10 protein-coding genes and 1 pseudogene are annotated in these 24,593 nt (G+C 56.2%); 2 read left to right on the top strand and 9 right to left on the bottom strand.

What is annotated here, in order from left to right:
* Positions 1–491: 491 nt before the first annotated feature.
* Complete coding sequence (locus tag OSO_RS0100425) at positions 492–7,583, bottom strand: type I polyketide synthase (RefSeq protein WP_010581636.1); 7,092 nt, start codon at positions 7,581–7,583, stop codon at positions 492–494.
* 604 nt (positions 7,584–8,187) lie between these two features.
* Here OSO_RS0100425 and OSO_RS0100440 point away from each other — a divergent pair.
* Positions 8,188–10,050, top strand: a complete 1,863-nt coding sequence (locus tag OSO_RS0100440) for a polysaccharide biosynthesis/export family protein (protein WP_010581637.1) — start codon at positions 8,188–8,190, stop codon at positions 10,048–10,050.
* Positions 10,051–10,136: 86 nt separating this feature from the next.
* On the opposite strand, the gene OSO_RS0100445 is transcribed toward OSO_RS0100440, so the two are convergent.
* From OSO_RS0100445 to OSO_RS0100470, 6 genes are all read right to left on the bottom strand, one after another.
* Positions 10,137–10,565, bottom strand: coding sequence for an arsenate-mycothiol transferase ArsC (locus tag OSO_RS0100445; protein WP_010581638.1), 429 nt, complete (start codon positions 10,563–10,565; stop codon positions 10,137–10,139).
* Positions 10,566–10,746: 181 nt separating this feature from the next.
* The gene (locus tag OSO_RS0100450) at positions 10,747–12,336 is read right to left on the bottom strand and encodes an aldehyde dehydrogenase (NADP(+)) (RefSeq protein WP_010581639.1); all 1,590 of its coding nucleotides are present in this window, start codon (positions 12,334–12,336) and stop codon (positions 10,747–10,749) included.
* A 192-nt stretch (positions 12,337–12,528) separates the two neighbouring features.
* Positions 12,529–13,959 (bottom strand): DUF1501 domain-containing protein, encoded by a 1,431-nt coding sequence (locus tag OSO_RS0100455; RefSeq protein WP_010581640.1) that lies wholly within the window; start codon positions 13,957–13,959, stop codon positions 12,529–12,531.
* Positions 13,960–14,017: 58 nt separating this feature from the next.
* A complete protein-coding gene (locus OSO_RS0100460) occupies positions 14,018–17,167 on the bottom strand; it encodes a PSD1 and planctomycete cytochrome C domain-containing protein (protein ID WP_010581641.1) in 3,150 nt (1,049 codons plus the stop codon).
* Positions 17,164–17,673, bottom strand: coding sequence for a cyclic pyranopterin monophosphate synthase MoaC (moaC, locus tag OSO_RS0100465; RefSeq protein WP_010581642.1), 510 nt, complete (start codon positions 17,671–17,673; stop codon positions 17,164–17,166). The genes OSO_RS0100460 and moaC overlap by 4 nt, the downstream gene beginning before the upstream one ends.
* 11 nt (positions 17,674–17,684) lie before the next feature.
* On the bottom strand, positions 17,685–19,574 hold the full coding sequence (locus OSO_RS0100470) for a hypothetical protein (RefSeq protein ID WP_010581643.1): 1,890 nt from the start codon (positions 19,572–19,574) through the stop codon (positions 17,685–17,687).
* Between the two features lie 1,055 nt (positions 19,575–20,629).
* Here OSO_RS0100470 and OSO_RS52415 point away from each other — a divergent pair.
* Positions 20,630–20,851 (top strand): annotated as a pseudogene (locus OSO_RS52415) (transposase); the annotation flags it as partial.
* 1,019 nt (positions 20,852–21,870) lie between these two features.
* On the opposite strand, the gene OSO_RS0100495 reads toward OSO_RS52415, so the two are convergent.
* Both OSO_RS0100495 and OSO_RS41535 read right to left on the bottom strand, forming a co-directional pair.
* Positions 21,871–23,271, bottom strand: coding sequence for a leucine-rich repeat domain-containing protein (locus tag OSO_RS0100495; RefSeq protein WP_162130500.1), 1,401 nt, complete (start codon positions 23,269–23,271; stop codon positions 21,871–21,873).
* Between the two features lie 1,007 nt (positions 23,272–24,278).
* Positions 24,279–24,593 (bottom strand): ATP-binding protein (locus OSO_RS41535; protein WP_010581648.1); only part of this gene is annotated, 315 nt, incomplete at its 5' end.

The following is a 24,593-nucleotide window of genomic DNA, read 5'->3' on the forward strand; positions in this document are numbered from 1 at the left end:
GCCGCACGCGACGGCGATGCGTTGGTCACTTCCCAACGCTGGATCAATCGGAATCGTGATCACTTTACCGCAAGCGGCACATGCGCAATAGCCTTCGTCGATTTCCATCTCCCACGCAAACTGGCCTTAGAACAGGCCGCAATATATACATCCGACCAGGTTGCTGCAATCGGCTCTGAGCTCCGTCGATCAACGGTGCGGAAACGCGCATCAGTGACTGCGGATCGACGGCATCGACAGTTGAATCGGTAGCCCACTTCTCCATTTTATAGTGGTCGGCCCCCCTCCTCATTCTGCGTTCTATGTGAGCGTTCACAAGCCTGGCACGGGCTCATTTTCCCGCGGTAAAGGGAAAAACTGCGATGGTCGAATCACTCTGGATTTCAATGAACCGGGAAACTGTGCCGATGGCCCTTCCGACGGTGTACGGTGACCAGCGGGAATCATGCTCCAGAGATCACTGTTGACGGCGCGACCTGCCGGACCACGTTTCAAGAACATCCCAACGAGAATTGCTTCATCTGGTAGATGATTCGCCCATCGACGGACAGGAAGCCTTCCGCCTGAAGCTGTTGCTTCTGATCATCGACGCGCGTGATCACCGCAGAGACTGTCACCTTCTGGTCGCGCGGGACCACCTGCCCACGATAGACCCACTCATGCTTGGCGGGAACCGATGTCGACGTCCCTTCGATGATCGGCGTGGCGAACGACGCGTTCGGCGAAAGCTTCCAGCGATCGGCCGCGTAAAATTTCAAAAGCTGATAAAACGACTCCAGCCCGAGCGATCCGGGAACGACGGGATCTTGATGGAAGTGCGCCTTGAAGAACCACGACGTCGGGTCGACGTGGGTCGTCCCGATGGCAAATCCCAACCCGCCGGGCCCACCTGACTGAGACAGTTGCACGTCATCAATCATCTGAAATCGACGGTCCGCAAATGGCGCGGTATCGGTATAGGGAAACTTGATCGAGTGCACGAGATCGGCTGGCGTTGGAACGAATGGCTTGGCATCACGAAATCCTACCTGGTTTGCCAGCGACGCCTTTGAAAAGAAACCGAAATACGTGTTTCCCACGTAGACGGTTTGATCATCGCAACGCAGATCGAAATCGTAGTGTTGGATAATCATTCCGCCCGAGTTCGACACGCGGGTCATCTTGACGGTCGTCGTCAGCGTGCCTGACGTAGGAACGACTTCTCGGAACTGGGTTGCCGTTCCTCCCAGATTTCGGAAGGACACATCGATGTCACTCGTCAGGGCCGAACCCACATAGGCCGCCAACCATCCACACGGCTGCAATGCCGTTTCCAGCAGCACGGCAAATGGCATCTGGTGTTGTCGATTTGCCGCGAAATACCAAGCATCGACCGGCACATCATACTGCGCCACCACTTCGCCGCCCGCACGCAGAACCCAGGGTTCACATCCGCTGATCGCCACAATCCGGTCAAGAAATTGGAATGGCGGGCCGGGCAAACGGGCGATCGTTCGCTCGGAATCAAAGACCCGGTAACGATCACCGAACGCTTCAGACGGATTTCCAATTGCAAAAGCCGTGATGCGATCCGTATCAAACAATGCGGGCCGGCGATCATAGCGAGGTTTCACAACTGTGCTCGAAGTGACGCCTGCTCCGTGTAACGAACCTGACACCTGTTTCTTCTGCGACCACAAGCGTTCGACGTGGGTTCGCGTCAGGCCCGTCAGCCGTACCGACATATCGGTGATTTCGACAACCGGCTTGCCGTCGGCGTACATCAATGCGTCCGCCAGACAGTAGGGCGTCTGTTCCAATCCACCGTCGACCGAGGGCAAGTAGCCGATTTCCTTCAGCGTGATTTCGTACCAAACCTTTTTCGTATCCGCACGGACTTGTCCACGGCATTTCAGACGGCTGCGAATTCCGGGGACTGGCTCATACGCCACCTGCCCCTGCTCGCCAATCCAGCCCATGCGCAGCAGATAGATTCGCAATGTATGCATGCAGCATTCATACATCAGCGTGCCGGGCATCACCTGGTCGTCGCAGAAATGGCAGGTCAAGAACCAGTCGTCAGAATGAATGTCGAGCTCACCCAGGATCGTCCCCAGGCCGAACTTTCCGGCGGTCGGATCGAGACTTAGAACTCGATCGATCAGCCACATCCGCGTTCGTTGGGCGCCGGCTTGAGTCGCCATCGCCACATTTGCTTGAGGACTGCGCAATGATTCAGATGTCTCTGGCAGCCCAGGGAGTGTCACCGGAGTTTGCAAGGCGAGACCCGCGAACGCATCACCGAAGCACTGATCCAGGCGTCCCTGACGTAGCGACAGGATCTGCGCATCGTCGTAGCTCTCAATTGCCAACGGAACCAGTTCCACCCAATCGTCGGGCCGCTTTCCGGGCCGCGGCCGTTTGTCGAGAGCCGTATGAATAATCCCTTTCCCGCTGGCCAGTTCCTGTTCGGAAAAGAAACCCGCGCAGCCTTCGCGCATGGTGAGCAGTGGTTCGCCATCGACCGTCGCGTCGAACTCAAACCGAAACAGGAATGTCTTCCCCTGCCGGAAGAAATGGTTGACCTTGATATCATAATGGATCGTTTGGCCCGGTCGTGGCAGCGCCTGATGGAACGTGACGACGGCGTCGAGCAGACGGTAACAGGCCAACCCTTTTGTCTCACGATCAATTCCCAACCAACCGGAGAGGAACAGGTCTGCCTGCCCCGCTTCGACGGCAATGCATGTCGGAATGCGATCGCAATCGAGATACCACGCCCCGCGATGAATGTCGTGTTCGGTCACGACGCGGCCCGATGTCATCGACAGCGGTTCCCCTTCGATTTCCAGAATGCGGTCAACCAGCATCAGCGGTTCATCTGGCAGCCGCACGCGCGTGGGATGCTGATCGATCTCAGCAAACATGGGACCGAGCGCGCGGCCGATCTTCCCAATCGCAAATTCCATGCACTGCTCTCGCGTCAGCGAACGCGGTGGCTCGTCGGACGTCGGTGCGTTGGGCTCGACTGCCAGAATGGCTGGTGACACTTGCTCCGTCGGCAACCGATCATCCGCGATCGGTGCAGAAACGGATGGTGACAGTCTACCGTCCAGATTCGCAAGTTCCGTCAGAGCGGCCAACTGGCTGAGCGTTGTCTGATAGATTTCGCCCGAGACGCGCAGATAGGTCTCATGAGCCTTCTGACGAGCGGCGAGAATTTCCTGAAGCTGCGTGATGACGTTGGTTCCAAGCATGTCGAGAATTTCGTCCGTGTCTTGGTGAGGGAAAAGAGGTTGTGAGGCTTCGCCGACGTTCTTTGCTTGGGTTTCAACCATTTCGGCCATCCCATCGTCGTCGACCGCAGAGTCTACTGGTTCGTTCGGCCAACCACCGGTTGGGACCGGAACAGAAAAGGCCGCGGCACTGGTTCGTGTGACGATTTCACGGCGTTTGTCTCGGCCCTGATCCTCAACCGTGTCTCGTCCAACCTGCCCGTAGAGATAACTCAAGTCGACCGGCACGCGTTCCGCAATCAGCCGTGCCAGAAGTTCGAAGAATGTAACAATGGGGTTTATCGTAATCGGTGTCGCCGACTGTGCCAGATGGATTCGGTCGCCGAGTATCTCGTCGATCATGCGCGCACAGGAAGACCCGGGCCCGATTTCGACGAAGATTCGCACACCATCCGCGTAGGCTTGCTCGACGACACGAGGAAAATCGATCGTATCAACCGCCTGGGCGACAATGGCGCGCGTGGCGGACTCGCGCGTCAATTCGTAAGCATGCCCCCAAGCCGCGCTGTAAAACTCGACCGGGGGCGGTGTGGTTGGCATGTCATGGAGTGCATGATAGGCCGATTCCACCTGTCGCAAGATGTCGCAATGGACGGTACTTGGCGCCGCAAAGGGCACAAAGTTCGCATTCAACATTCGCACCAGCGATTCGACCGCAACACGTTGGCCACCAATCACACATTGAGTGGGCGTGTTGATGATCAGCAAGTACGCGTTCCGCGCAGGAGGCTTTGAAGACGACGATTCGCCCGATTCCACATGCCTGCCAGACGCAGCGCCCCCTGGCGCCAGTCGCGATATCGCGTCCCGAACCTCGTCCGGGCCGCGATCGATGGCGCCCGAAATCCAATCGACCTCAACCGCTTCAGGAACATTCCAAGCCAGTCGGGCCGCTCGAAATGGACGAACCAGATCACTGCCAAACAACGTGGCCTCATCCATTCGCTGCAACATCTCATCCCGATGCGTCCAGGCGCGCAACCCGAAAAATGCCGCCGACTCGCCAAGACTATATCCGATGCTCGCCCGAGGACTGATTCCAAACAGGTGAAGGAGATCGCAGATCGCAGTCCCGAGCGCCACCTGGCCGAAGATCATCGACTTGTGATCATCCAGTAGCGCGGCGGTAGACGAACCGTTCCAGATCAGCTCAGATTTGTACTGATCGCGGAGTCGCGCGTTTTCCTGTTCCTGCCGACGGAGAACATCGGGAAACGCGGCAAGTAACTCACGCCCCATTCCGAGAAATGCATTGCCCGATCCGGGAAAGACGAATGCCAACTTTCCTGACGGTCCCAATGGTCGCGTCGAGAAATGAACGCGACGATCAAATTCGGGTGCCACAGCCTCGCCACGAAGCCGCGCAGATCCAACGTCGATCAAGGTTGCCAATTCGTCCAAACTGGTCGCCAATAACACCAATGCGAGTCGACGCGGTACCGACGACCAGCGGCGGCGATGCCACGCCTGGGCAAGACGTCCCATGGAGCTCGCCATCTGCGACCGAACCTGTCCCCCCTGCGGCGATTGGCCCGCTGCTTGAACTTGATCTTTCAGTTCATCCAGCGAAGTCGCAATCTCGGCCGTCGAGTCGCCATCCATGACGAAAACGCCGATTCCAAAGGCGTCCGATGTCGAATTACCTGCGAGTGTTGCCGACCTCTTTGCCGACCCCATCAGTTCGAACCGCAAGGCCTGTCCGTCGACACCGCAGCCGGGAATTTGCATTGTTCGTGGGCCATCATCCCGATTTGTCAGCCAGTATTGTTTCGAAGGCGTTTCACGCAGGGGAACTTCAATGGCCTGCACCGCTTGAACGAAATTCACCAGTCCGGTCGCCGCACCAAGCGAGGCCAATCGACGATGACGTGTGGGTTCGACGTTCCACCCAACCGATTCGATTCGACTGAGAATGGCATGGATCTGATTGCCATCCCGCTCGGCATCGTCGCGCCGCTTCAGAACCACCGCAACCGCTCCATCGTGGTCCGGCTGCTGGCTATCAGCAAGCACTGCACGCAACCTCGCGATCTGGCTCCGAATGTCACAGGGCAAGTCGACGGCACCAACAATCGCCTGATCGAGTTCACCACGGCGCAGTGCGTTTGCCGCCAGTTCCAGCGCCCGAAAGCCTGAATTTTGATCGGAGGAAATCGTAAAGCTGGGGCCACCGACGTTGAATTCGCGCGCCAGTCGACTGGCAACAATCCCGCCCAGGTTCCCCATCACGCGGTTGGCGGAAAGAGGCGGACTAACCCGATCCTTCAAGTTGTCGGTCCACGCTCGAAGTTCCGCCGCAGACAATAAGAGCCCAAGTTGCTCCGCCCACCGAGGCGCCACTTGTTCGATCGACCAACGCAAATGAAATCCGCTCGTATTCGGATCAAGTTCGATGCCGATGAAGACGCCGGTCCTGTCACTGACAGACTCGACACTCGTTGCCATGGCAGGCGAGACATCGTGCAGCGCCGACGAAGCCAGCTTCAACATCAACTGCTGCTGCGGCAACATGTCCTGAAGTTCCAGCGGCGGAATGCGGAATTCGCCCAGCGGCGTGGTGACGCTTCGGATCTTCCCCAACCCCTCGAAGTGCTTTCGCTGGTCACCAAATTCTTTCCGGAACCACTCCGATTCCAGTACACCCCAATCCTGGGTGCCCGCTGCCGAGTCGGGGGTCAAGTTTGAAGCGGGCTCAAGACATTCAACGAACCCCGCGTCAGATTCACCAACCTGGACGGCCAGCCCGACAATGGCAATCTCGATCGTGGACTCGTCGCACGAGGTCGTCCTTCGTTCAACGACCGCCGCATCCAATGAGATCGGCGGCGGTTGGCTTGGAACGGAGAGGGCAATTGCCGAATCCAGGAACTCTTCGATCAGCACATGGGCATTGATTCCGCCAAATCCGAAGGCATTGACCGTGGCCCGTCGTGGAACCTCCGATCGAGCGTTGTCATGCAGGCTGGACCTCGCAGACAAACGACCATTGCCGCGTCGTGGCCAGCGCTCCGACTGCCCGAGCACGCGGAATGGTGATTTCGGATCACTCAGCGGTGCGGCGGGCGTCGTGAAATTCGCAGTCGGGGGAAGCGTTTGGTGCTGGATTGCCATCAGGACCTTCATTAATCCTGCGGCCCCCGCCCCCGTCAGCAAATGCCCCACATTCGACTTCACGCCCCCGATGACACATTGCCCCGACCGCGACGATTCGTCCTGCCAGAGTTGATGCAAACTCGCGATCTCGACTCCATCACCAACGGGAGTTCCTGTCGCGTGACATTCAATCAGATCCACATCGCTGGGCCGCCATCCTGCTTCTTGATAGGCCGCTCGCATCGCCCGCAGTTGTCCCTCGGAATGAGGCGCCAGCAGATTGGCACCGCGGTCGTTCGACAACCCGATTCCCGCGATGACACCGTAGATCCGATCCCTCGCAGCAATGGCATCATTCAACCTCTTCAGGACGAAAACTCCAGCGCCTTCGCCGACAACGAGTCCGTCTGCCGAGGAGCTGAGCGGCGCACAGCGACTGCCGCGTGATAACGCCTTGAGCTGTGCAAACCCCATCTGCGTGTACTGACAATCCGGCCGTGACATTCCGCCTGCCAGCATCGCGTCGGCTCGATGATCACGCAGTTCTTCGCAGGCGAACTTCAATGCATACAGCGACGACGCACAGGCCGCGTCCAGCGTATACGCCGAACCACCCAGGCCGAGTCCCTGCGCAATCATCGCTGCGGGAAGGCTTGCGGCAAAATGGTTAAGCGGATGCCAGGACTTCGAGGCATAACCTTCGGCGAGCTCCTGCTGAAGCTGAGCACGACGCGCGTCGCTACGCGGAACCGAATCAATCAGCTTCTCAATCAATGTGCGCCCGAGCACATCACGGCAGATGGCCGACGTCGATTCAGTCGGCAAGGCGATATTTCCGAGAATCACCCCAACGCGGCGACGATCAATCCCATCAAGGCTTCGGGCATCTTGAACCGCGGCGCGCGCTGCATGCAGCCCCAGATGAAACAAGGGATCAAGTTGACGCACAAGCTGGTGGTCAAGATCCAACCCTGAAGGATCAAACTCAAACCCTTCAATGAAACAGCCCCAAGTCGAATAAACTCGGTCAGGCTTGGGCCCAACCGGATCGTAAGCCGTCTCCGGAGCCAGAAACCAGCGTTCTCGTGGCGCAGAACGCCCTGAGTCGACACCATTCGCGATGTTCTGCCAGAACTGATCGAGTTCGTGTGCGCCGGGGAAAATACCTCCCACGCCGACGATCGCGATGCGGTTGGTTCGGTCAGTCATCGACATGTGGCAGGGAACTTCGATAGTAGGGGTGCTTGCGACCGGCTGAATCCAATGTGGACTGATCATTCACCAACGCAGGATCAAGTCCCATCGTTCGCGACTCATTCCGAACTCCGTCGCCGATTTTAGGTACAGGCGAGTCCTGAAACGCCGTCCGCCAAATCGTCCATCATAATCAGCCTGGTTTGCGCATTCTATGAGAGCCGCAGAGTTGCGGTCAGAACTCGTGACCATTGTGCGGGTCGTAGCGGTTACAGCAGCCAGCCCCTCACCTCGACCTATCAATCTTTGACGATATCGACGCTCAAATCAAACCTTGACGCGGATTGAGTCATTCTGTCAGGCAAGAGCTGCCGGATTTTGACGCAACACCCAAGTTTCTGGAAATGAGTCCATCCTCCGCAATTCAGTTCCCCGCCAATCCATCCATCGCACAACCACCTGCAAGAACGCCACTTCCGTAACGGCGACACTCCGATTTCCACCACTCAAGGCGACGAAAAACGAATCGCAAACGAACGACAACTGAATTACAACGCCACTGGACCGTCATGCAGCGGCGTTGTTGTGTGACGCACGTGCCATGGCAATGCCAGGATCAGGACCAATGCCCTACGGGTTCCATCACATTCTGAAATTCGCCGTCACCTCGTGCATCCTCGTTCCTTGCTTGATGGGGTGCGCGGCGTTTCATCCGATGGATGGAGTCCCCGTTCGTTACCTTCCGGAAGAGATGAAAGTTGGAGAGCGAAGCGGCAAACGCACGATTAAGCTGTCGCTTCTGGAACAGCCTTGGGACGGAATCCACCGCGTTGACAGCGGAGACGTACTGGGGATTTACATTGGCGGAATCCTGGGCAAAAAGGACGAGAATCCGCAGGTCTATTTCCCTCCTCAAAACTCCGACGCGACTCCGTCTGCTGGCATCCCGGTAACCGTCCGGGAAGACGGCACGATTTCACTGCCAATGATTAAGCCGCTGCTGGTCCGGGGAAAGACGACCAGCGAAACCGAAGAAGCGATTCGCAGGGCCTACACCGACCACGAAGGTGGACGCGAACTTCTGAAGCCGAACGAAGAACGGATCCTGGTCAGCTTGCTGAAAGCACGCCAGACACGAGTGATGGTTGTTCGGCAAGACTCTCGTAGCGAGCCTCTCACGAATCAAGCCGTCGGCCTCTTGAATATCGGGACGACTAAACGCGGAACCGGCAAGATGGTCAGCTTGCCCGCATATCACAATGACGTGCTGAATGCATTGGTGGCAACCGACGGGCTGCCAGGTCTCGATGCGGAAAACGCCGTCTACATTATCCGGCGACAACTGGGGCCGGATGGAAAGCCCTCACCGATCTCGGCCGCAATCGACCCCGAGGAGCTCATCCGCCGCAGCAAACTCGCCGCAGAGAAGACCGTGGTCCGCGGCCAGAATCGTGATTCATGGAACAATACTGGCTGGTCCGCGAATGGCAACGGTGCCTTTGATCGCGAGAATCAGGGGGGATCTCAACAGCCGTCGTCCGGGTACGGTCCCGCCTCGCCCGCCCAGAATCTCATGAACTCGCCAATGGGAAATCGAACCATCCCGACTCAGCCGTCGCCAGCGGCCGCACAAGACAAAGCAACTCCTTGGACACGCCCCAACTTCGACGGGAACTCGTATCCAGCGGTCCAAGAGGGGTACCAAAACCAGCCGCCGATCACAGAGGACATTCGGGGTGGAGTTCCTACCATCCAGACCTCACACCAACGCGGCGACGCTCCACCGGTGCGGAGTTCTTATCCCGGCTATGCCACTCCCGTGACTCCTGGCGACGCACAGGTTCCCGCCGCACCGGGCTATTCCATGCCAGATCCTGCAGAACCGATTTTTGATGCGCCCCGCTTCGAAATGACAGATGACCTGGCCGAAGACTCCTACGGCAACTTCGGCGGCGGAGACATGGACGACGGACATAAGATCATTCGAATTCCGATTCGCCTCGGTCCTGGCGAACATGTCGACATCAACCCCGAAGACGTCATCCTCTATGAAGGAGATATCGTCTTCATCGAATCACGAGATTCCGAAGTCTTCTTCACCGGTGGACTGCTTGGGGGCGGACAGTACACGCTGCCCCGTGACTTCGACCTGGACATTCTCAGGGCACTTTCGATCGCCACATCGCGAACCGGAGGCACGGGCGCCGCACGTCAGGTCGGTGGAGTTTCCGCGCTCAATAGCGATGTGACGATCAGCCCCAGCAATGTCGTGGTCATTCGTCAGCTACCTGAAGGTGGCGAAGTCCCGATCAAGATTAATATCTACCGCGCAAGAACCGACCTTTCCGAGCGGTTGGTCATTCAACCGGGTGACTACATCTACCTGCAATACACTCCCGTCGAGGCGGTCGCCGCGTTCATCGAACGCCACCTGCTGGAAGGAGCTCTATTCGGAGTGTTTACTCAAAACATGGGTCGAAACAACTGATCGCCACTGCCGCGACCAGTTTCAAATGTCGAGATCATCTCTACCGCAGCTGCAACATCGATCAGGCGGATTCCGTACACACTTCGTCAGCCCGCGACCCGCTGCAGCAGTTTCGCTACGTGCTCTTCGAGAATCGGCAATGCCTCGGCCGGCGTCGCGCAGTCGATGTCATGGACCTTCCAGAATTCCACCTGTTCGAGCCATTTCGGAAAGCGGCGATCCATCAGCGGCCGATGTTCAGCCTCTTTCACGGCGATCACGAGATCCGAAGTCTCGAAGTCTTCATGAGCGGCATCAATTGGCAGCCGACGGTACTCATCAAAGGGAATCCCCAATCCCGCCAGGTGCTCCTCAGTGAACCGCGACATCGGCCCTGGGTTGTTGGCATCAATTGCCAGCCCCCTTGATTCCGCCTGCCATGCCAGACCGAGCTGCTTTGCGTGCCAGTTGAAATAGATCTCGGCAAACCGACTTCGATAGTAGTTGCCCGTACATAGAAACAGAATCTTCTTCATTCGCTCCGCTCGACACTAAAAGACAGCACTCTGCAAAATCAGTGACCCGCGCCCCGACGATGACTCGGACTCATCCGCGCGGTCTCGAAGGGCACATCGACGGATTCTACCGCCATGTGGGGCCGCAACGCCCTTAAGGATTCATTGCTTTTCGGAACTACGAACCTTTGCAAGACGTGGCTCACGTCTTTGCAGGGACGTCAGATTGGGTCAAGTTGCCATCAATTCGACGCCACGTCGATCCTGTCGGATTCTTGTCCTGTAGGGCGGCAGGCAACCGTGCCATTCGGACATTGTCATAGCACTGCAACATCCCGAATCGTCGCACGGACGAAGGAAATCCAACGGCCGTAAAGCCAGGATGCCCCGTTGCGGGGAATGGTCCGCCGTGATTCATCGAGGCGACGACGGCAACGCCCGTGGGCATCTTGTCGTTCAACAATCGCCCGACCTTCTGCCGCACGACGGGTTCGATCAGAGCATAGAGGGCATCGTCCGCACCGGATTCGGCCGTGTAGAGGCTGCCGGTCAAGTTGCCTTCGAGACCGTGTGTGGCGGCCAGCAGTTCTTCGGCACTTTCACAAACCACAACCAATGACGAATTGCCGAAGGCTTCGGTCTGCAGCGCTTCCGGCGATTTGATGAATTGTTTGCCGGTGACACGCAGCAACGTATTCTGGCACGAGTAACCTGCTCCGCCGCCGGTCGAGCCGCCGGTCAGCAACGTCGCCCCATGCGCCACGAGAGTCTTGATTCCATCATGCAGATTCTTTTGAACGCTCTCGCCGAGCAGCGTGCCGACCGGAGCCGCCCGGAATCGCTCGACCGTCAAACGAATAAACTCCTCGGTATTCGGACCAGCCAGCATCAGAATCAGCCCGGGGTTAGTGCAGAACTGTCCCATCCCCATCAGGCAACTTGTTGAAAACTGCTCGGCCAGCGCCGCACCACGTTCAGCGAGAGCCCCCGGTAGCAGATAGACCGGATTGATGCTCGACAATTCCAGGTAGATCGGCTTACCCACTCGATCCGCGGCGGTTTTCAGCACGGTCCCTGCCGAGCGAGACCCCGTATAGCCGACGGCACCTAACAACGGATGAGACACAAATTTCTCGCCATCGTCATGACTGGTCCGATAGATCAGTTGCACGAATCCATTCGGCATTTTTGTCGCGACGGCGGCCTTCAAGGCAATCTCGGCAAACAGCCGCGTCGTTTCTGGATGCAGTGAATGGCCCTTGCCAATGACGGGGTTTCCCGCAGCCACCGCCGATGCGAAGTCGCCGCCAACCACACCGTTATAAGCGTAGGGAAAATTGTTGGGCCCGAACACGGCGACCGGTCCGATCGGGGCCAGAATCGATCGAATGTTTGTCGCGGTATCAATTGTCGGCTCGGCCCACGAACCATCGCGTGCCGCCTTTGCCGCTTGTCGCAACTGATTCGTCGTACGCGGCAGCTCCACGTCTTTCAACCGAGGTTGAACGGCCAATCCCGTCTCAAGATGCGCGATCGCCACAAGGCTCTCGGCACGCTCTTCGATCATCGTGGCATAGGTTTCCAGGAACTCGGCAAATCGCGATCCTGGCCAATGGCGTACGATGTCTGCGGCTCGAGAAGCGGCCTGCAGGACTTCTTCAATTTCGGACCACGGACTGATGGGATACTGGTCCGGTAACGCTTCCATCGTCTTCGGATTTACCGCGTGAAAGAACTTCTTCCCTGTTGAAGGGCGCCACTGTCCATCGATCAGAACGGGATGCGTCGTCATTGCCATTTCCTAGCCGCCTCATGGGCGAGCAATCTTTCTACTGCGGGACCATTCGTGTCCCATGATCTTCGCTGCGCTCGGCTCGTCAATCAACCGCCACGCGAATCTTCTGGCGAAACTCATTTTTACGCGGGTTCGGCCGCACGTAACGCTTGCATCGACAAGACCGAACACCGACAGGCCCGATTCGGGTCAACTGAGCAATTCATGCACCACGCGCGCCGGCTCGACACCCGTCAAACGCGAGTCGAGCCCTTGGAACTTATAGCTGAACTTGCTGGCATCGATTCCCAACTGGTGCAGCAACGTCGCGTGAATATCGTGAACCGATACGCGATTCTCGACGGCGTGATAACCAAACTCGTCGGTCGCACCAAACTGAAATCCTGGCTTGAAGCCACCACCGGCAAACCACATCGTGAATCCCGCCAGATGATGGTCACGTCCGGTTCCCTGGTTCATCGGCGTCCGGCCAAATTCGGAACCAAACACGACCAGCGTGTCTTTCAACATGTCACGTTGCTTCAAATCGGTGATCAGTGCCGCGATCCCTTGATCCACCTCGCGCGCCGTGCCCGCTGAATGGTCTTTCAACGCGCTGTGATGGTCCCAGTCGCGGTGATACAACTGAATGAAGCGAGTTCCTCGTTCCGCCAGCCGCCGGGCGAGCAGACAGTTCGACGCGAACGAACCATCACCGCCTCTCGTTCCATACAAATCAAAGATGTGCTCCGGTTCCTGACTGACATCCATCAGTTCCGGAACGCTCGACTGCATGCGAAATGCCAGTTCGTACTGGCTGACGCGCGTGGCAATTTCCGGATCGTCGTACGTGGTGTTTGCGATCCCATTCAATTTCTGAACGGCGTCAACCACGTCGCGCTGGCGGTCCTGCGTGACCCCTTTGGGACTGCCGACATAAAGCACGGGATCACCCTTCCCACGAAACTCAACCCCCTGGAACTGACCTGGCAAGAATCCCGAATGCCACTGCCGCGCGGCAATCGGCTGCTTTTGTCCGAACTTACCCGTCGAGACCATCACGACGAACCCCGGCAGACTCTGCGATTCAGAGCCCAATCCATACAGCAGCCACGATCCCATCGCTGGCCGCCCACCAATCATGGTTCCCGTATTCATGAACGTGTGGGCCGGATCGTGATTGATGGCCTCAGTAAACATCGATCGAACGATACAGATGTCATCCGCGCACTGCGCGCCCAGATGCGGCCAGATCTCGGATATTGACTGGCCCGAGTCACCCCACTGCTGAAAGGCATGTTGTGGTGCGAAGCAGTTCAGAGACTTCCCCTGAAGCTGCGCGATTTGCTGGCCGTTCGTAATCGATTCCGGCATCGGTTTGCCGTGCAGTTCGGCAAGCTTCGGCTTGTTGTCGAAGGTGTCGATGTGAGTCATTCCTCCGGCCATATACAGCCAGATGACCCGTTTTGCCTTGGGCATGAAATGGGTTGGATTGAGGACTCCTTTGCCGGATTCGCTAGCGGTATTGGCAGCGAAGGTCACCCCATCCCGCTGCAATAGCGTCCCAAGCGCCATCGAGCCCAGACTGACACCAGCAGATTGCAGAAAGGTTCGGCGAGCGATCGCTGTTGGAATCGACATGGTCGTTGCTTTCAATCAAATCGAGAGCACGAAGGCACTCGCGATGCATTGGGCGGAATCAGTTTCGAGTAATCACTTCATGTAGATTTAGAATCGTCCGTGCGACACTGGTCCAGGCCGCCAATTCGCCTTGATCCAGATCCGTTGGAACCGGTCTATCTCCGACGGACAACAAATGCGTTGCCGCGTCAGTGTCGCTCCGATATTCGTCGCGATGCTTCTGCAGGAGCTGCTGCAGAACGCCAATTTCGGCCGGGGTGATTGCGCGAGACACCGCGCGACGAAACGCGAAATCCATCCGCGCCGCATCGTCCGATCCACCATGTCGCAAGATCAGTTCCGCGAATGCCCGGGCCGCTTCGACATACGACGGATCATTCAACAGAACCAAGGACTGCAAGGGTGTGTTCGAGCGAGGGCGATCGACCGTGCATTCTTCGCGACTTGGTGCGTCAAAGGCCTGCAAACTGGGATGCAGGTATTGCCGCTGCCAGTGCGTATACAGCCCGCGTCGATACAGGTCTTCCCCGTGGCCATTCTGCCATTCACGAATCGGGAAATTCAGATGAGCCCAATAGCCGGGCGGCTGATACGGTTTCACACTGACACCGCCAATCGTCGTGACCAATAGGCCGCTGACCGCCAGCGCATCGTCACGAACAAACTCGGCGTCGAGCCGGAAACGGCCCTGTCGCGCGAGCCAGCGGTTGTACGGATCAAACTCGCGCAGCTCGTGACGTGCCAGGGAGGTTTGTCGGTAAGTCTCGGACATCAGGATGGTCTTGATCAACTGCTTGATATCCCATCCAGAATCAATAAAGCATCCCGCCAGATGTTCCAGCAGTTGTGGATGACTTGGGGGTTCTCCCTGCGCCCCCAGATCGTCAACACGACGAGAGAGCCCGCTGCCGAACAGCAATTTCCAGACGCGATTCACAAACACACGCGCCGTGAGCGGGTTATTCGCCGCCGTCAGCCAGCGCGCCAGGTCGAGTCGCGTCAAACGTGTCGTCGAGGTCTCCGACGACGAAAAAATTCCCGGGAATGCGGGTGTGACCACTTCGCCTTTGTCATCCATCCAGTTCCCGCGTGGCAATACCCGAACCATCCGGGGCGTGACCGATGCAGTAATGAGCGAACTGGGAATGCGCGCATCCAGTTCCTTGCGTCGCTTTTCGACATCTGCCAGTTGTTGACGCGCCGTCTCCAGCTGCGGAGCGATCGTGCGGTAGAAACGCGATAGTTCGGCCTGTTGTTCGGGCGTCCGATTGATCGCCGCAACGGAGAGAATTTGAACCACACTTGGAGGAATTGCGGGGTCGAATTTTACCGGTCGCGCAGTCGTCGTAGCGGCGATCCGAAAGCGACCGATGTTGTGTTGAGAGTCAAATCCCTGTCGCAACGTGATCGTCAACGGTGCGTCGTCGCCACAACTCAGGTCCATCGCCGTTTCAAAAATCGCCACATGCGGTTGTCCGACTTTGTCGAGCACTGCCCAGCCCCAGTTCTTCCCCTTTGCGTCACCATCAATCGCAGCGGTAACGAGCCACTTGCCGTAGGGATTTCCCTCGGCCGCGACGGACTGCTCAAAGCTGGCGGTGGGGTTCTGCAAGGCGATCGGCAAAGGATCCACGCCGGTCGGCTGTGTTCGCACTTCAAACTCCGTCAGCACAAAATTGCCATTTCCAGCTCGTCCGGGCCCCTTCGCTGGCAACGATTCGTCCGCCAGAACCTCCAGCCGAAGTGCCGTGATGGAAGTTCGCGGCTGCTTAAAGGTCAGAACATAGGCGTCGTTGGAAGGATTCGTCCCGCTGACCAGAATGGAACCGTCCTCTTTCAGAGTCAGAGTGGAACCGCCTGCTGACGAAAACTGATCGGGGGTGAGGACTGACCATGTCGATTGCGTAGATTCCCAGGTCGCCTGGGCGGCCAGCAGTTCCGGCGTCGATAGATCGATGACCGATTTGATTTCACGAATCGACTGGTCGAGCTGTGCCAGATCACGTTCCTGCTCGACCGTCGGAACCTTGATACTGCGTCCAAAATTTCCGTCGAGATAGGCACCGGCATAGAGCCCACGCTCTTCGATATCCGCGAAAAATGCTTCAAATCGATAAAAATCGCGACTCGTGAACGGGTCGAACTTGTGATCGTGGCACTCGGCGCAGCCCAGTGTCACTCCCATCCAAGTCCCACTCGCGTTTCTGACGCGCTCCGCGATGTACTTCGCCAAATACTCTTTGTCTTGTACGCCCCCTTCCGCCGACATCATTCCCAGCCGGTTATACCCGGATGCAATCTTCTGCTCTCGGGTGGGATTATTCAAAAGATCGCCCGCCAATTGCTCGACGGTGAACTGATCGAAACGCTTGTTGGCATTGAAGGAATCGATCACGTACTGACGGAACGGGGCAACGTTCACAGTTTGATCGCCGTGATAGCCGACCGTATCGGCATAGCGGACGAGATCGAGCCACCAGACCGCCAGACGCTCCCCAAAATGAGGTGACTCCAGCAATCGATCGACGAGCCGCTCATAGGCATCGGCTGATTGATCCTGCACAAACGCCGCAACTTGCTCGGGCGTCGGAGGCAGTCCCGTGACGTCGAAACTGAGTCGTCGGATCAGCGTAATTCTGTCCGCCTCGGCACTCGGCTTCTGCTGGAGTTCGGCCAGTTTCTGCCGGATGAATGCATCGATCGCGTTCTTTGAAGCAATCGGCTCTTGTGTGACCGTTTCATTCGTCGTGACGACGGGAACCGCCGGTCGCTTGATCGGCAGGAACGACCAATGCCCTTCATAAGGAGCTCCTTGCTCGACCCAGCGTTTCAGCAACCCCATCTCACGAGCGGTCAGTTGCTTGCCACTGTCCGGAGGGGGCATCACGTCATCGGGATTTGAGGAATGGACGCGCCGAATTAATTCACTCAGTTCTGGCTTTCCTGGCACCACGATCTTTGGTTTCGACTCATCCGGCCGGGGTCCAGTAAGTCCCGCTTCCGTGTCCAACCGGAGGTCGGCCTCACGTTTATTCTTGTCGGGACCATGACAATAGAAACAGTTGTCGGACAGCAAAGGACGAATGTCGCGATTAAATTCGACGACGTCAGGCAGCGTGCCCCCGTCGGAGCAATCCGCCTGCCATGGCATCATCAGAATGGCGATCGATGCAGAAACCACACGAAGGAACCAGGAATGACAACTCATCGCAACTTTGACTCCGTGCCCTCAAGGATTGCCTCGTTCACTCGAAAATGCCCGCTCTTGCCACCCGATTTTTCCAGCAGCCGAGCGGGACCAAGCGTCATCGCTCGATCAACCGACTTGCACATATCGTAGATCGTCAGTCCCGCGACCGTGACGGCCATCAGCGCTTCCATTTCGACCCCCGTTCGTCCCTGAACGCGGACGGTGGCCTCAATGCGAACAATGGCGGAATCGACGGGGATCAATGTGACATCCACTCCGTCAATCCCGAGCGGGTGACAGAGCGGAATCAGATCGGCGGTTCGCTTCGTGGCCATGATGCCGGCAAGGCGTGCGACTTCAAACACGTCACCTTTCGCGAACTGACGATCAAGAATCATCACCAGCGTTTCGGGCCGCATTCGCACGAAGTTCTCGGCCCGAGCCAGCCGATGCGTGATCTCCTTCGCGCCGACGTCGACCATCCGGCTCGCGCCGTCGTTATCAAAATGCGTGAACCCCGACATGCAACGCCTTCTCACACTTTACGAATAAATTGAGCTGCAAAGCTGCGAACCTGCTGTCCATTAAGAACATGGAAGACACGAAGCTGCTCGATTGTTTCCTGGCTGAACTTGGACAGCGGCACGTGAACCAGTTTCTTGCCGAACCGCTTCGCCAACTGCCGCCAGACCGGACCTGGAGGTGCATGACTGAGCAGTGCCACGTGCCGTTCGCGTGCATAGTAACACGCCGCGGCCAGCAGACGTTCTTCCAGTGTATCCGTGAAATCGAATCGCGGGTTCGACCAAATGTCCGAAACAGGACGAGGAGGAAACAGAAACACGGCGCCGCCATACGTGGCTTGCCCGATTCCTGGCCCGACGAGATTTTCAAGATAATTCGTCGCAAACAGTGCCAGCGTCGATTCGTCGTGATGCTCGGCGTGCCAGGTGACCCGCCAGGGATAGTCGCGCGGATCGGCGGGACTGTCGAACATCATCACGACGCAGTCCAACGTTCCGCGCGTCGGCGGCAACACTTTGACGTACAAATTGCCCGTGTGCCAATTCCGTAACGTCTCGCGAATGTCGAGACCGTCTTTCATGCTCGTTGTGAATTTCTCGCTGCGCGCCAGATCGGTGCCGAGCGAATTCAGCGCCGCATCCTTGACGTGTGTGCGAAATTTCTCGATCGCGATATCTTCCGGCGGCCAACTGCACTGACGATGCGGATTCCAGCGCATCAGCCAATCGTCTTGTTGCGGTTTGGGCGGATGCGGTTTCAGCTTGCATGTTCGCCATTCCACCGCCTGCCCGGGCAAGCGATTCTTTAAATCGACCATGTCTCCCTCGGGCAGTCGGCCACGCGTGATCCCCAATTTGATCGTGGGGAACGGAATTCGTTCGTGATAGGGATACTCACGAGCGACATTGGCCAGGGCGATCGCGAACTGATCACCGACAACTTGCTTGGCCGCAATGATCAAGGTATAGAGCGCGGGAGTGAGCCGACGTTCGATCAATGTCAGGTTTCGAACGTACTGCAGGTACAGCCGCAACAATTTCGGCGTAATTTTGCGAGCTCGTTTCCCAAGATCAGATTGATACCGGTCCCGCGCCGCGAGCAGCATGGCTTTCACGCCATCGATGGACAGATTTTCGTCTTCGCCCAGTTCCGCTCGGGCCAATTCGTAAAGGCCGGTGATATAGGGCATTTCGCCCAACCCGAAGAGCAGCGTGTCGGGATCAGCCGCAACAATCGACGCGGGCTCAACCTCATCGTCGGTCGCCTCGGTGCGGCGCTCTTCGGTGTAGGCTTCACGAATCCAGGGCCAGTCGAGCAGCGAGCACAGAAACAGAATGTTATGATGCTTTCGCTCTAGCTCACGCAGTCGCCGAGCCATATGGACGACGCGATCATTGGGCTGGCCATCATTCACCCGCGGAATGGTCGGCAACACCGCGGCCGCGAACTTTTCGGGCCGAACGCGCTTCAACGCATAGGGGTCCGGCAGAACTGCGGAATAGCTTTCGAAGCACGCGGTCTCAAGATCGACGAATTCTCGCGTCATCCGTTCGTCGATGGCAAATCTGAGCCCCGCGATCACCCCCTGGCAGGGATCGATCGGTACGTAACTGGCCGTACGGCCCGGTCCCCGCGGTGGATCGTCGTCCGACTCCTCGGAATCAAATCCCGACCATTCACGGTATTCGACCGCTGGGGTCTCTTCTTGCAGCACGAACGAAATATTCGGCAGGAACGCAATCGCGCGCTCAACCTGCGATTGGAACGAGGGCGGCAACGGGACAGCCAGACAATCGAAATCGACGGACAGCATCAGACGCCGGACTTCCAGCGCAAAATCGCCGCTTCCGTGGATAATTGGCAGGCACGTAATTCGGTCACTGAATTGAAGAGCGTTCATAGGCATGAATTGTAGCGAAAGGCGTCGATTTCGTCGTCAGTCAGCGACACCGACCCAACCCATCACAAGAGACTTACGGAATTTTCAACATCATCTTTCGGCAGTTGGAGCGACTTGATGACAGCCACACCGAAAACGGCCCCGCCCGCGTTCCACGCATTCCGGACGGCAGCACGACACGCACGCCCTTGAATTTAGACCTGTGTTCGCCAGTGCCTAAGCAGCCTGTTGAAGTACAGGGGGCTGGCTCCGCCCCGATTCAAAAACACTATGATGATCGTGAATGCCAAGGTGTCTACCCCCTTACTTCAACAGGCGGTGAGATCACCAAAAGTGTCGCGATTTCGCAACAGGTTTTAGATCGTCCGGCCCAGAATTTGGACCGCCTTGATCATCATGAGCGACCTGCCTTGGATTGCCTTATTTGCCAATGACTTACGCATGCGAGCCAACAATCTACGATGTTGAGTTGCTTGAGCGACTTGAGCCACATCCCATCGGGGCCGCTCTTTGGAATGACCGGTTTGTCTCCTGAAATGCAAACGTACCGAGTCGCGAGGCAAGCCTCTGTCGACGCATCATCGATCTTTCTCAGGTCGAGGTTGCGAGGGTTCGTCTGGCCAGGTTTGAAGAATAACATGGGTCGTTCCCTTTGAGCGGTGTCGCAGGTTTTGAAGTCGTGCACAAATGAATTCGCGTAAAACGTCGCTTTCTCTGTCCCCTCCCTTACTCAAGGAAGGGTTGAACGCACGACCTCCGTGCCTCTGACCACCACACTCTGGTGGACAATATGCCCTTCCTCCTTCTTTTCAGACGGTGAATGGCAACGGTTCGATCGTCAGCGAGACTCTGCGACCTAATCGGAAAGCCTGACGGCTGATGACGAACGTTCGCAGCATGTGAACACTCGGAGATCTTACGATTTCGATAAAGCCTGTCAGGACCAATCTTCCAAACGACTGGAAGGTTCATGTAAAAGTTTAGTTGACCGTGGGGGAAAACAAAGGGGTCAGGACTCATTGAATTCTGTTTGACGGGCTGTTATCTTCTCTTTCATGCCACGACCACCCCGCGCCGATGAAGCTGGTGGACTGTACCATGCCTTGAACCGAGGCAATGGACGGCAGGAGATTTTCCATAAATCCGAGGACTTTGCCGCATTTGAGCGAGTTCTTGCGGAAGGGTTAGCTTCTTATGATGTCACGCTCTTTTGCTTCCAACTCATGCCCAATCATTGGCATCTTGTCCTGCGTCCGAGGAAAATAAAGGTGTCAGGAACCTTTTCAGTGATCGATTGAGTCCGTAACGGAGCGTCTTCCTAAATGGTAAGACCGAAAGGATTGACGCCTAGCTGGATTTGCCACGTCTTACGTGCAGACATGTGACCGAAAAGATTCCTGCCACTGCTTTCATTCCAGACTCGCCTGAACGTTCTCTGTTTTTGCTGGCGCGCGATGTAAAGTATATGTGAACGCCACCAACAATGTACCTCTCTTGACGGAATGACATTCGACACACTGGGAAGCCGCACGCACACTACCCAGCATGCGGATCCCCAGAACTGAGCTCGTGTTCAAACGAGGTCTCCTAATGGGCTGACCGGTCCTTCTGACCTGACCGTGTTCTACGGGGTGGAATTCCAAGGCCTACGGCGAGGACGCTTCGCCCCTGGCTGGGAGGCGGGCCGGCCACGGTGGGGCTAAAAACCTGCCACGCACTTTGCGACTATTTCGGTCCGCAGATCCATTAAGCCCTGTTCACAGGTTTCTATTCGCGGAGCGGTTGGACGTTCTCTTGTTGACGAAACGTCGAACCACGATCAAAGCGGACATGCCAATCAGAACGATCCCAAGACCGATTCCAGCAATTGTTGAAACGACCATCGCAAACTGATATTTGCGTGCCAGCATGTGGTATCGCTCTGGCAGATTCTGAAAGACATACACCAGGCTGTGATTGGCTCCATACGCGAAAGAGCAGATCCAAAGACCGCAGATCGCAAGTGTCAAACTCGGTTGCCTCGCGAGAAATTGTCGAAACGCATCCAGGAAGGAAATCTTGCGAATTTCCTTCAATCGACCGTTTGACAACAAGAGATCACTCAAGCGGCCAAGACTGCACCAATCGCAATGGATATTTTATCGCGCATAGCGTCCGTGAGCACGCTGTTGAAATGAGGACGACAGGCACAATTTCGCGGTTCATTAAAATTCGCAGTACATCGATCAGAGCAACCCTTCCCTTACAGCGGGAAAATGAGCCAGTCACCGGCATGCGAACGGTTCCGTGCAAACACTTACTGCATGATTCGCACAGTCGGCAGCACCTCGCGAAGGATCTGCAGCCTCACGTCATCGAGCGTTGTCTGCTGGAGGCCAATCTGTTTGAGATTAGTCAGTGTGGTCAATTCTAATAGCCCCTCATCCGAGATCTGAGTGTTCGACAGACCGAGCGAATGCAAGCTTTCGAGTTCGCGAAGCGGCCCAACGCCTGTACCGGTCACTCGCGTGCCAGCAAGATCGAGTTGCTCCAGATTGTTGAGGCCGATAAGCCCTTTCAGACCATCGTCTGAAATTCGCGTGCTTGCAAGACAGAGGTTCTTGAGACTGCTGAGGCCGCGAAGTCCCTTTAGACCGTTGTCCGTAATTTCCGTCGAAGGGACACTGAGAAACGTCAGGCTTGTGAGTGCACCGACTTGCCTCAATCCTTCATCCGAAATTGGATTGTTGTTCAGACTCAGAGTGTCCAGGCGCTGGAGCCCGCGAAGCTGATTCAACCCTGCATCGGTCAGCTGAACATCAAACAGTCCAAGGTTTGTCAAGTTTTTCAACTTGCCAATCTCCTTCATACCTTGATTGGTTATCTTGAGATTGATCAGTCGAAGTGACTCCAGTTGCGACAAACGAGAGATTTCTTTCAATCCCGCATCCGTGATTTCGATCCCGATGATCGTCAGACGGGTCAAATTATTGAGCTCACTGATTTCCTTCCATCCGTCTGCAGTTGCCAACAAACCGTGACTTGCATCGCCGGAAGAACCGAGTTGAAGAGTCCTTAAACTTCGAAACTGCTTTACGGCGGATAAAACCTCTTCGATGGTCGTTTTCGGCCCAACGTCGAGAAAACCTCCGAACCCGACTTCAATGACCGGACGTCCTGCCACCGCTTCATCTCTCGTTACGCCACCACCCAAGGACCGAATCGTTTCAATCGCTTGAGACTCGTCAGGAGCGTCTTTGCCCACAATGGCATTCGGCAGAGCCTCTTTCAGGCTCTGAACGCCCGCATCTGTGATCTCGGTGCCGTCAATCCAGAGTTCTTTAAGATTCTTGAGTTGGCTGAGTCCTTCGATGCTCGCATCGGAGATCCGGGTTCCACCAAGGTCCAGCAGACTCAAGTGTCTCAGATCTCTGAGTTCGCTGAAATCGGCGTCCGTGATGTCGGTGCCATTCAGATTGAGCGTCCCCAGTGCGTTAAACGACTTCAGCAGATGCAGATATTTCCCACTGAAATACTTATTCTGCCGAAGAAACGTGACACGTACGACGGGACGCCCTGGCAATGTGTCGTCTCGTTTGACCTTGCCACCCAACATCTCAATCTTTTCAATGGCCTTGGACTCATCGAGCGTGTCGCTTGCGAACAACGCGGTCGTGACACTGACAATGGCGGCCATCAACGACAAGGACAATCGCATCACTACGCCCCTCGATCGAGATCCACAACACCAGGCTTCAAAAACATTGAGTGACTGCCGAAGAATCTGGCGAATCGTATCGGCGACCGAATTGAAGGCACAAGAGCGTGGAAACCTTTCTGAATACATCGGGTGATTTGTTGAAATAAAGGGGACTGGCACCTGACGGAGTCAGTCCCCTTTATTTCAACACGCCTGTTCAATGCTGACACCTTTTTCAATGTTCACCTCTTCGAAGGTTTTCTGCACCTGGCCTGCCTGATGCTATGCTTAAAACATTTCAAAACGGCCTCTAGATTTCATGCGCATTTACAAAACCTCAGTCTGAATGCAGGAATCAAGTACCACAATGACAGCAGAGTCCATACCAAAACAACTAGCCAATAAGGCACTGATACGACACCATACGCCCGCCCATGCGTAAACGATTGCTCCGAGACTTGTCCAATTCCAAACCCACACAATCGGAACATCCATACAATGTCGCGTGCTGCAAATAAGCCATAAAATTCTGAACTTCGATCAATGTCAATTTGCCATAATTTGAACCACCACCCAGATCGTAATGCTGGTGTGGAGTTGACGCAGAAAATCATTTCATTCGCGGAAATAACACACATCTGCGAGCTCTCTCCAGACGGAAGACACAATGCCTCGCACAGACTCCAGCTCCTAAGCCAACCACACAGAAACACTAATGCAACTGTAAGCGAGAACAGTCCAACCATTCTTCTGTTTCCGGTGATAAAGATACGCATTGTCTGATCTCCTCAATTACAGTGTGCACTGCTTCCTGAGATATTGTTGAAAGTCGTGTTTGGGTGAAGAAAGGAAAAAGGCGACGTATCTTGCTGTTAGAGAAACCGCAGCAGCCCCACATTGGGCCAGAAAGGAACGCCACCCCTGCGAGAGACTACTGTCAATTGGCGCTTGAAACAGTACCACTCGTTTGCACTTCAAACGGTACCATTTATCGGTTGATGTCTTTAATGGTACTGTTTGCCCTTCTATTCTTCGGCTTTGGACCCGGTGGGCGCTTTGGTATCGTTTGAACTTTTTTTCGATTTCTCTAAACGATAACTCTTGCCGGTGATTTGCACGACTTCCGCTCGATGCAGGAAGCGATCCAAGATGGCAGTTGCGCTGGGAACGTCGCCGATCAATTGGCCCCAATCGTCCAAGGGTCTGTTGCTGGTCATCATCGTGGAGCGAAGCTCGTGTCGCCGCATGATGATCTCGAACAGGTACTCACCTGATCGCTTGGGTAACTGCTTCATCCCCATGTCGTCGACGATCAGCAGATCCGGCTTGAGGTATCGCTG

Source organism: Schlesneria paludicola DSM 18645, from assembly GCF_000255655.1.
GTDB classification, from domain to species: domain Bacteria; phylum Planctomycetota; class Planctomycetia; order Planctomycetales; family Planctomycetaceae; genus Schlesneria; species Schlesneria paludicola.

What these genes read in the sequence shown, in the direction of transcription:
- OSO_RS0100425 (WP_010581636.1), bottom strand. Translation starts at nt 7,583, where the DNA reads ATGTCGATGACTGACCGAACCAACCGCATCGCGATCGTCGGCGTGGGA.
- OSO_RS0100440 (WP_010581637.1), top strand. Translation starts at nt 8,188, where the DNA reads ATGCCCTACGGGTTCCATCACATTCTGAAATTCGCCGTCACCTCGTGC.
- OSO_RS0100445 (WP_010581638.1), bottom strand. Translation starts at nt 10,565, where the DNA reads ATGAAGAAGATTCTGTTTCTATGTACGGGCAACTACTATCGAAGTCGG.
- OSO_RS0100450 (WP_010581639.1), bottom strand. Translation starts at nt 12,336, where the DNA reads ATGACGACGCATCCCGTTCTGATCGATGGACAGTGGCGCCCTTCAACA.
- OSO_RS0100455 (WP_010581640.1), bottom strand. Translation starts at nt 13,959, where the DNA reads ATGTCGATTCCAACAGCGATCGCTCGCCGAACCTTTCTGCAATCTGCT.
- OSO_RS0100460 (WP_010581641.1), bottom strand. Translation starts at nt 17,167, where the DNA reads ATGAGTTGTCATTCCTGGTTCCTTCGTGTGGTTTCTGCATCGATCGCC.
- moaC (WP_010581642.1), bottom strand. Translation starts at nt 17,673, where the DNA reads ATGTCGGGGTTCACGCATTTTGATAACGACGGCGCGAGCCGGATGGTC.
- OSO_RS0100470 (WP_010581643.1), bottom strand. Translation starts at nt 19,574, where the DNA reads ATGAACGCTCTTCAATTCAGTGACCGAATTACGTGCCTGCCAATTATC.
- OSO_RS0100495 (WP_162130500.1), bottom strand. Translation starts at nt 23,271, where the DNA reads ATGCGATTGTCCTTGTCGTTGATGGCCGCCATTGTCAGTGTCACGACC.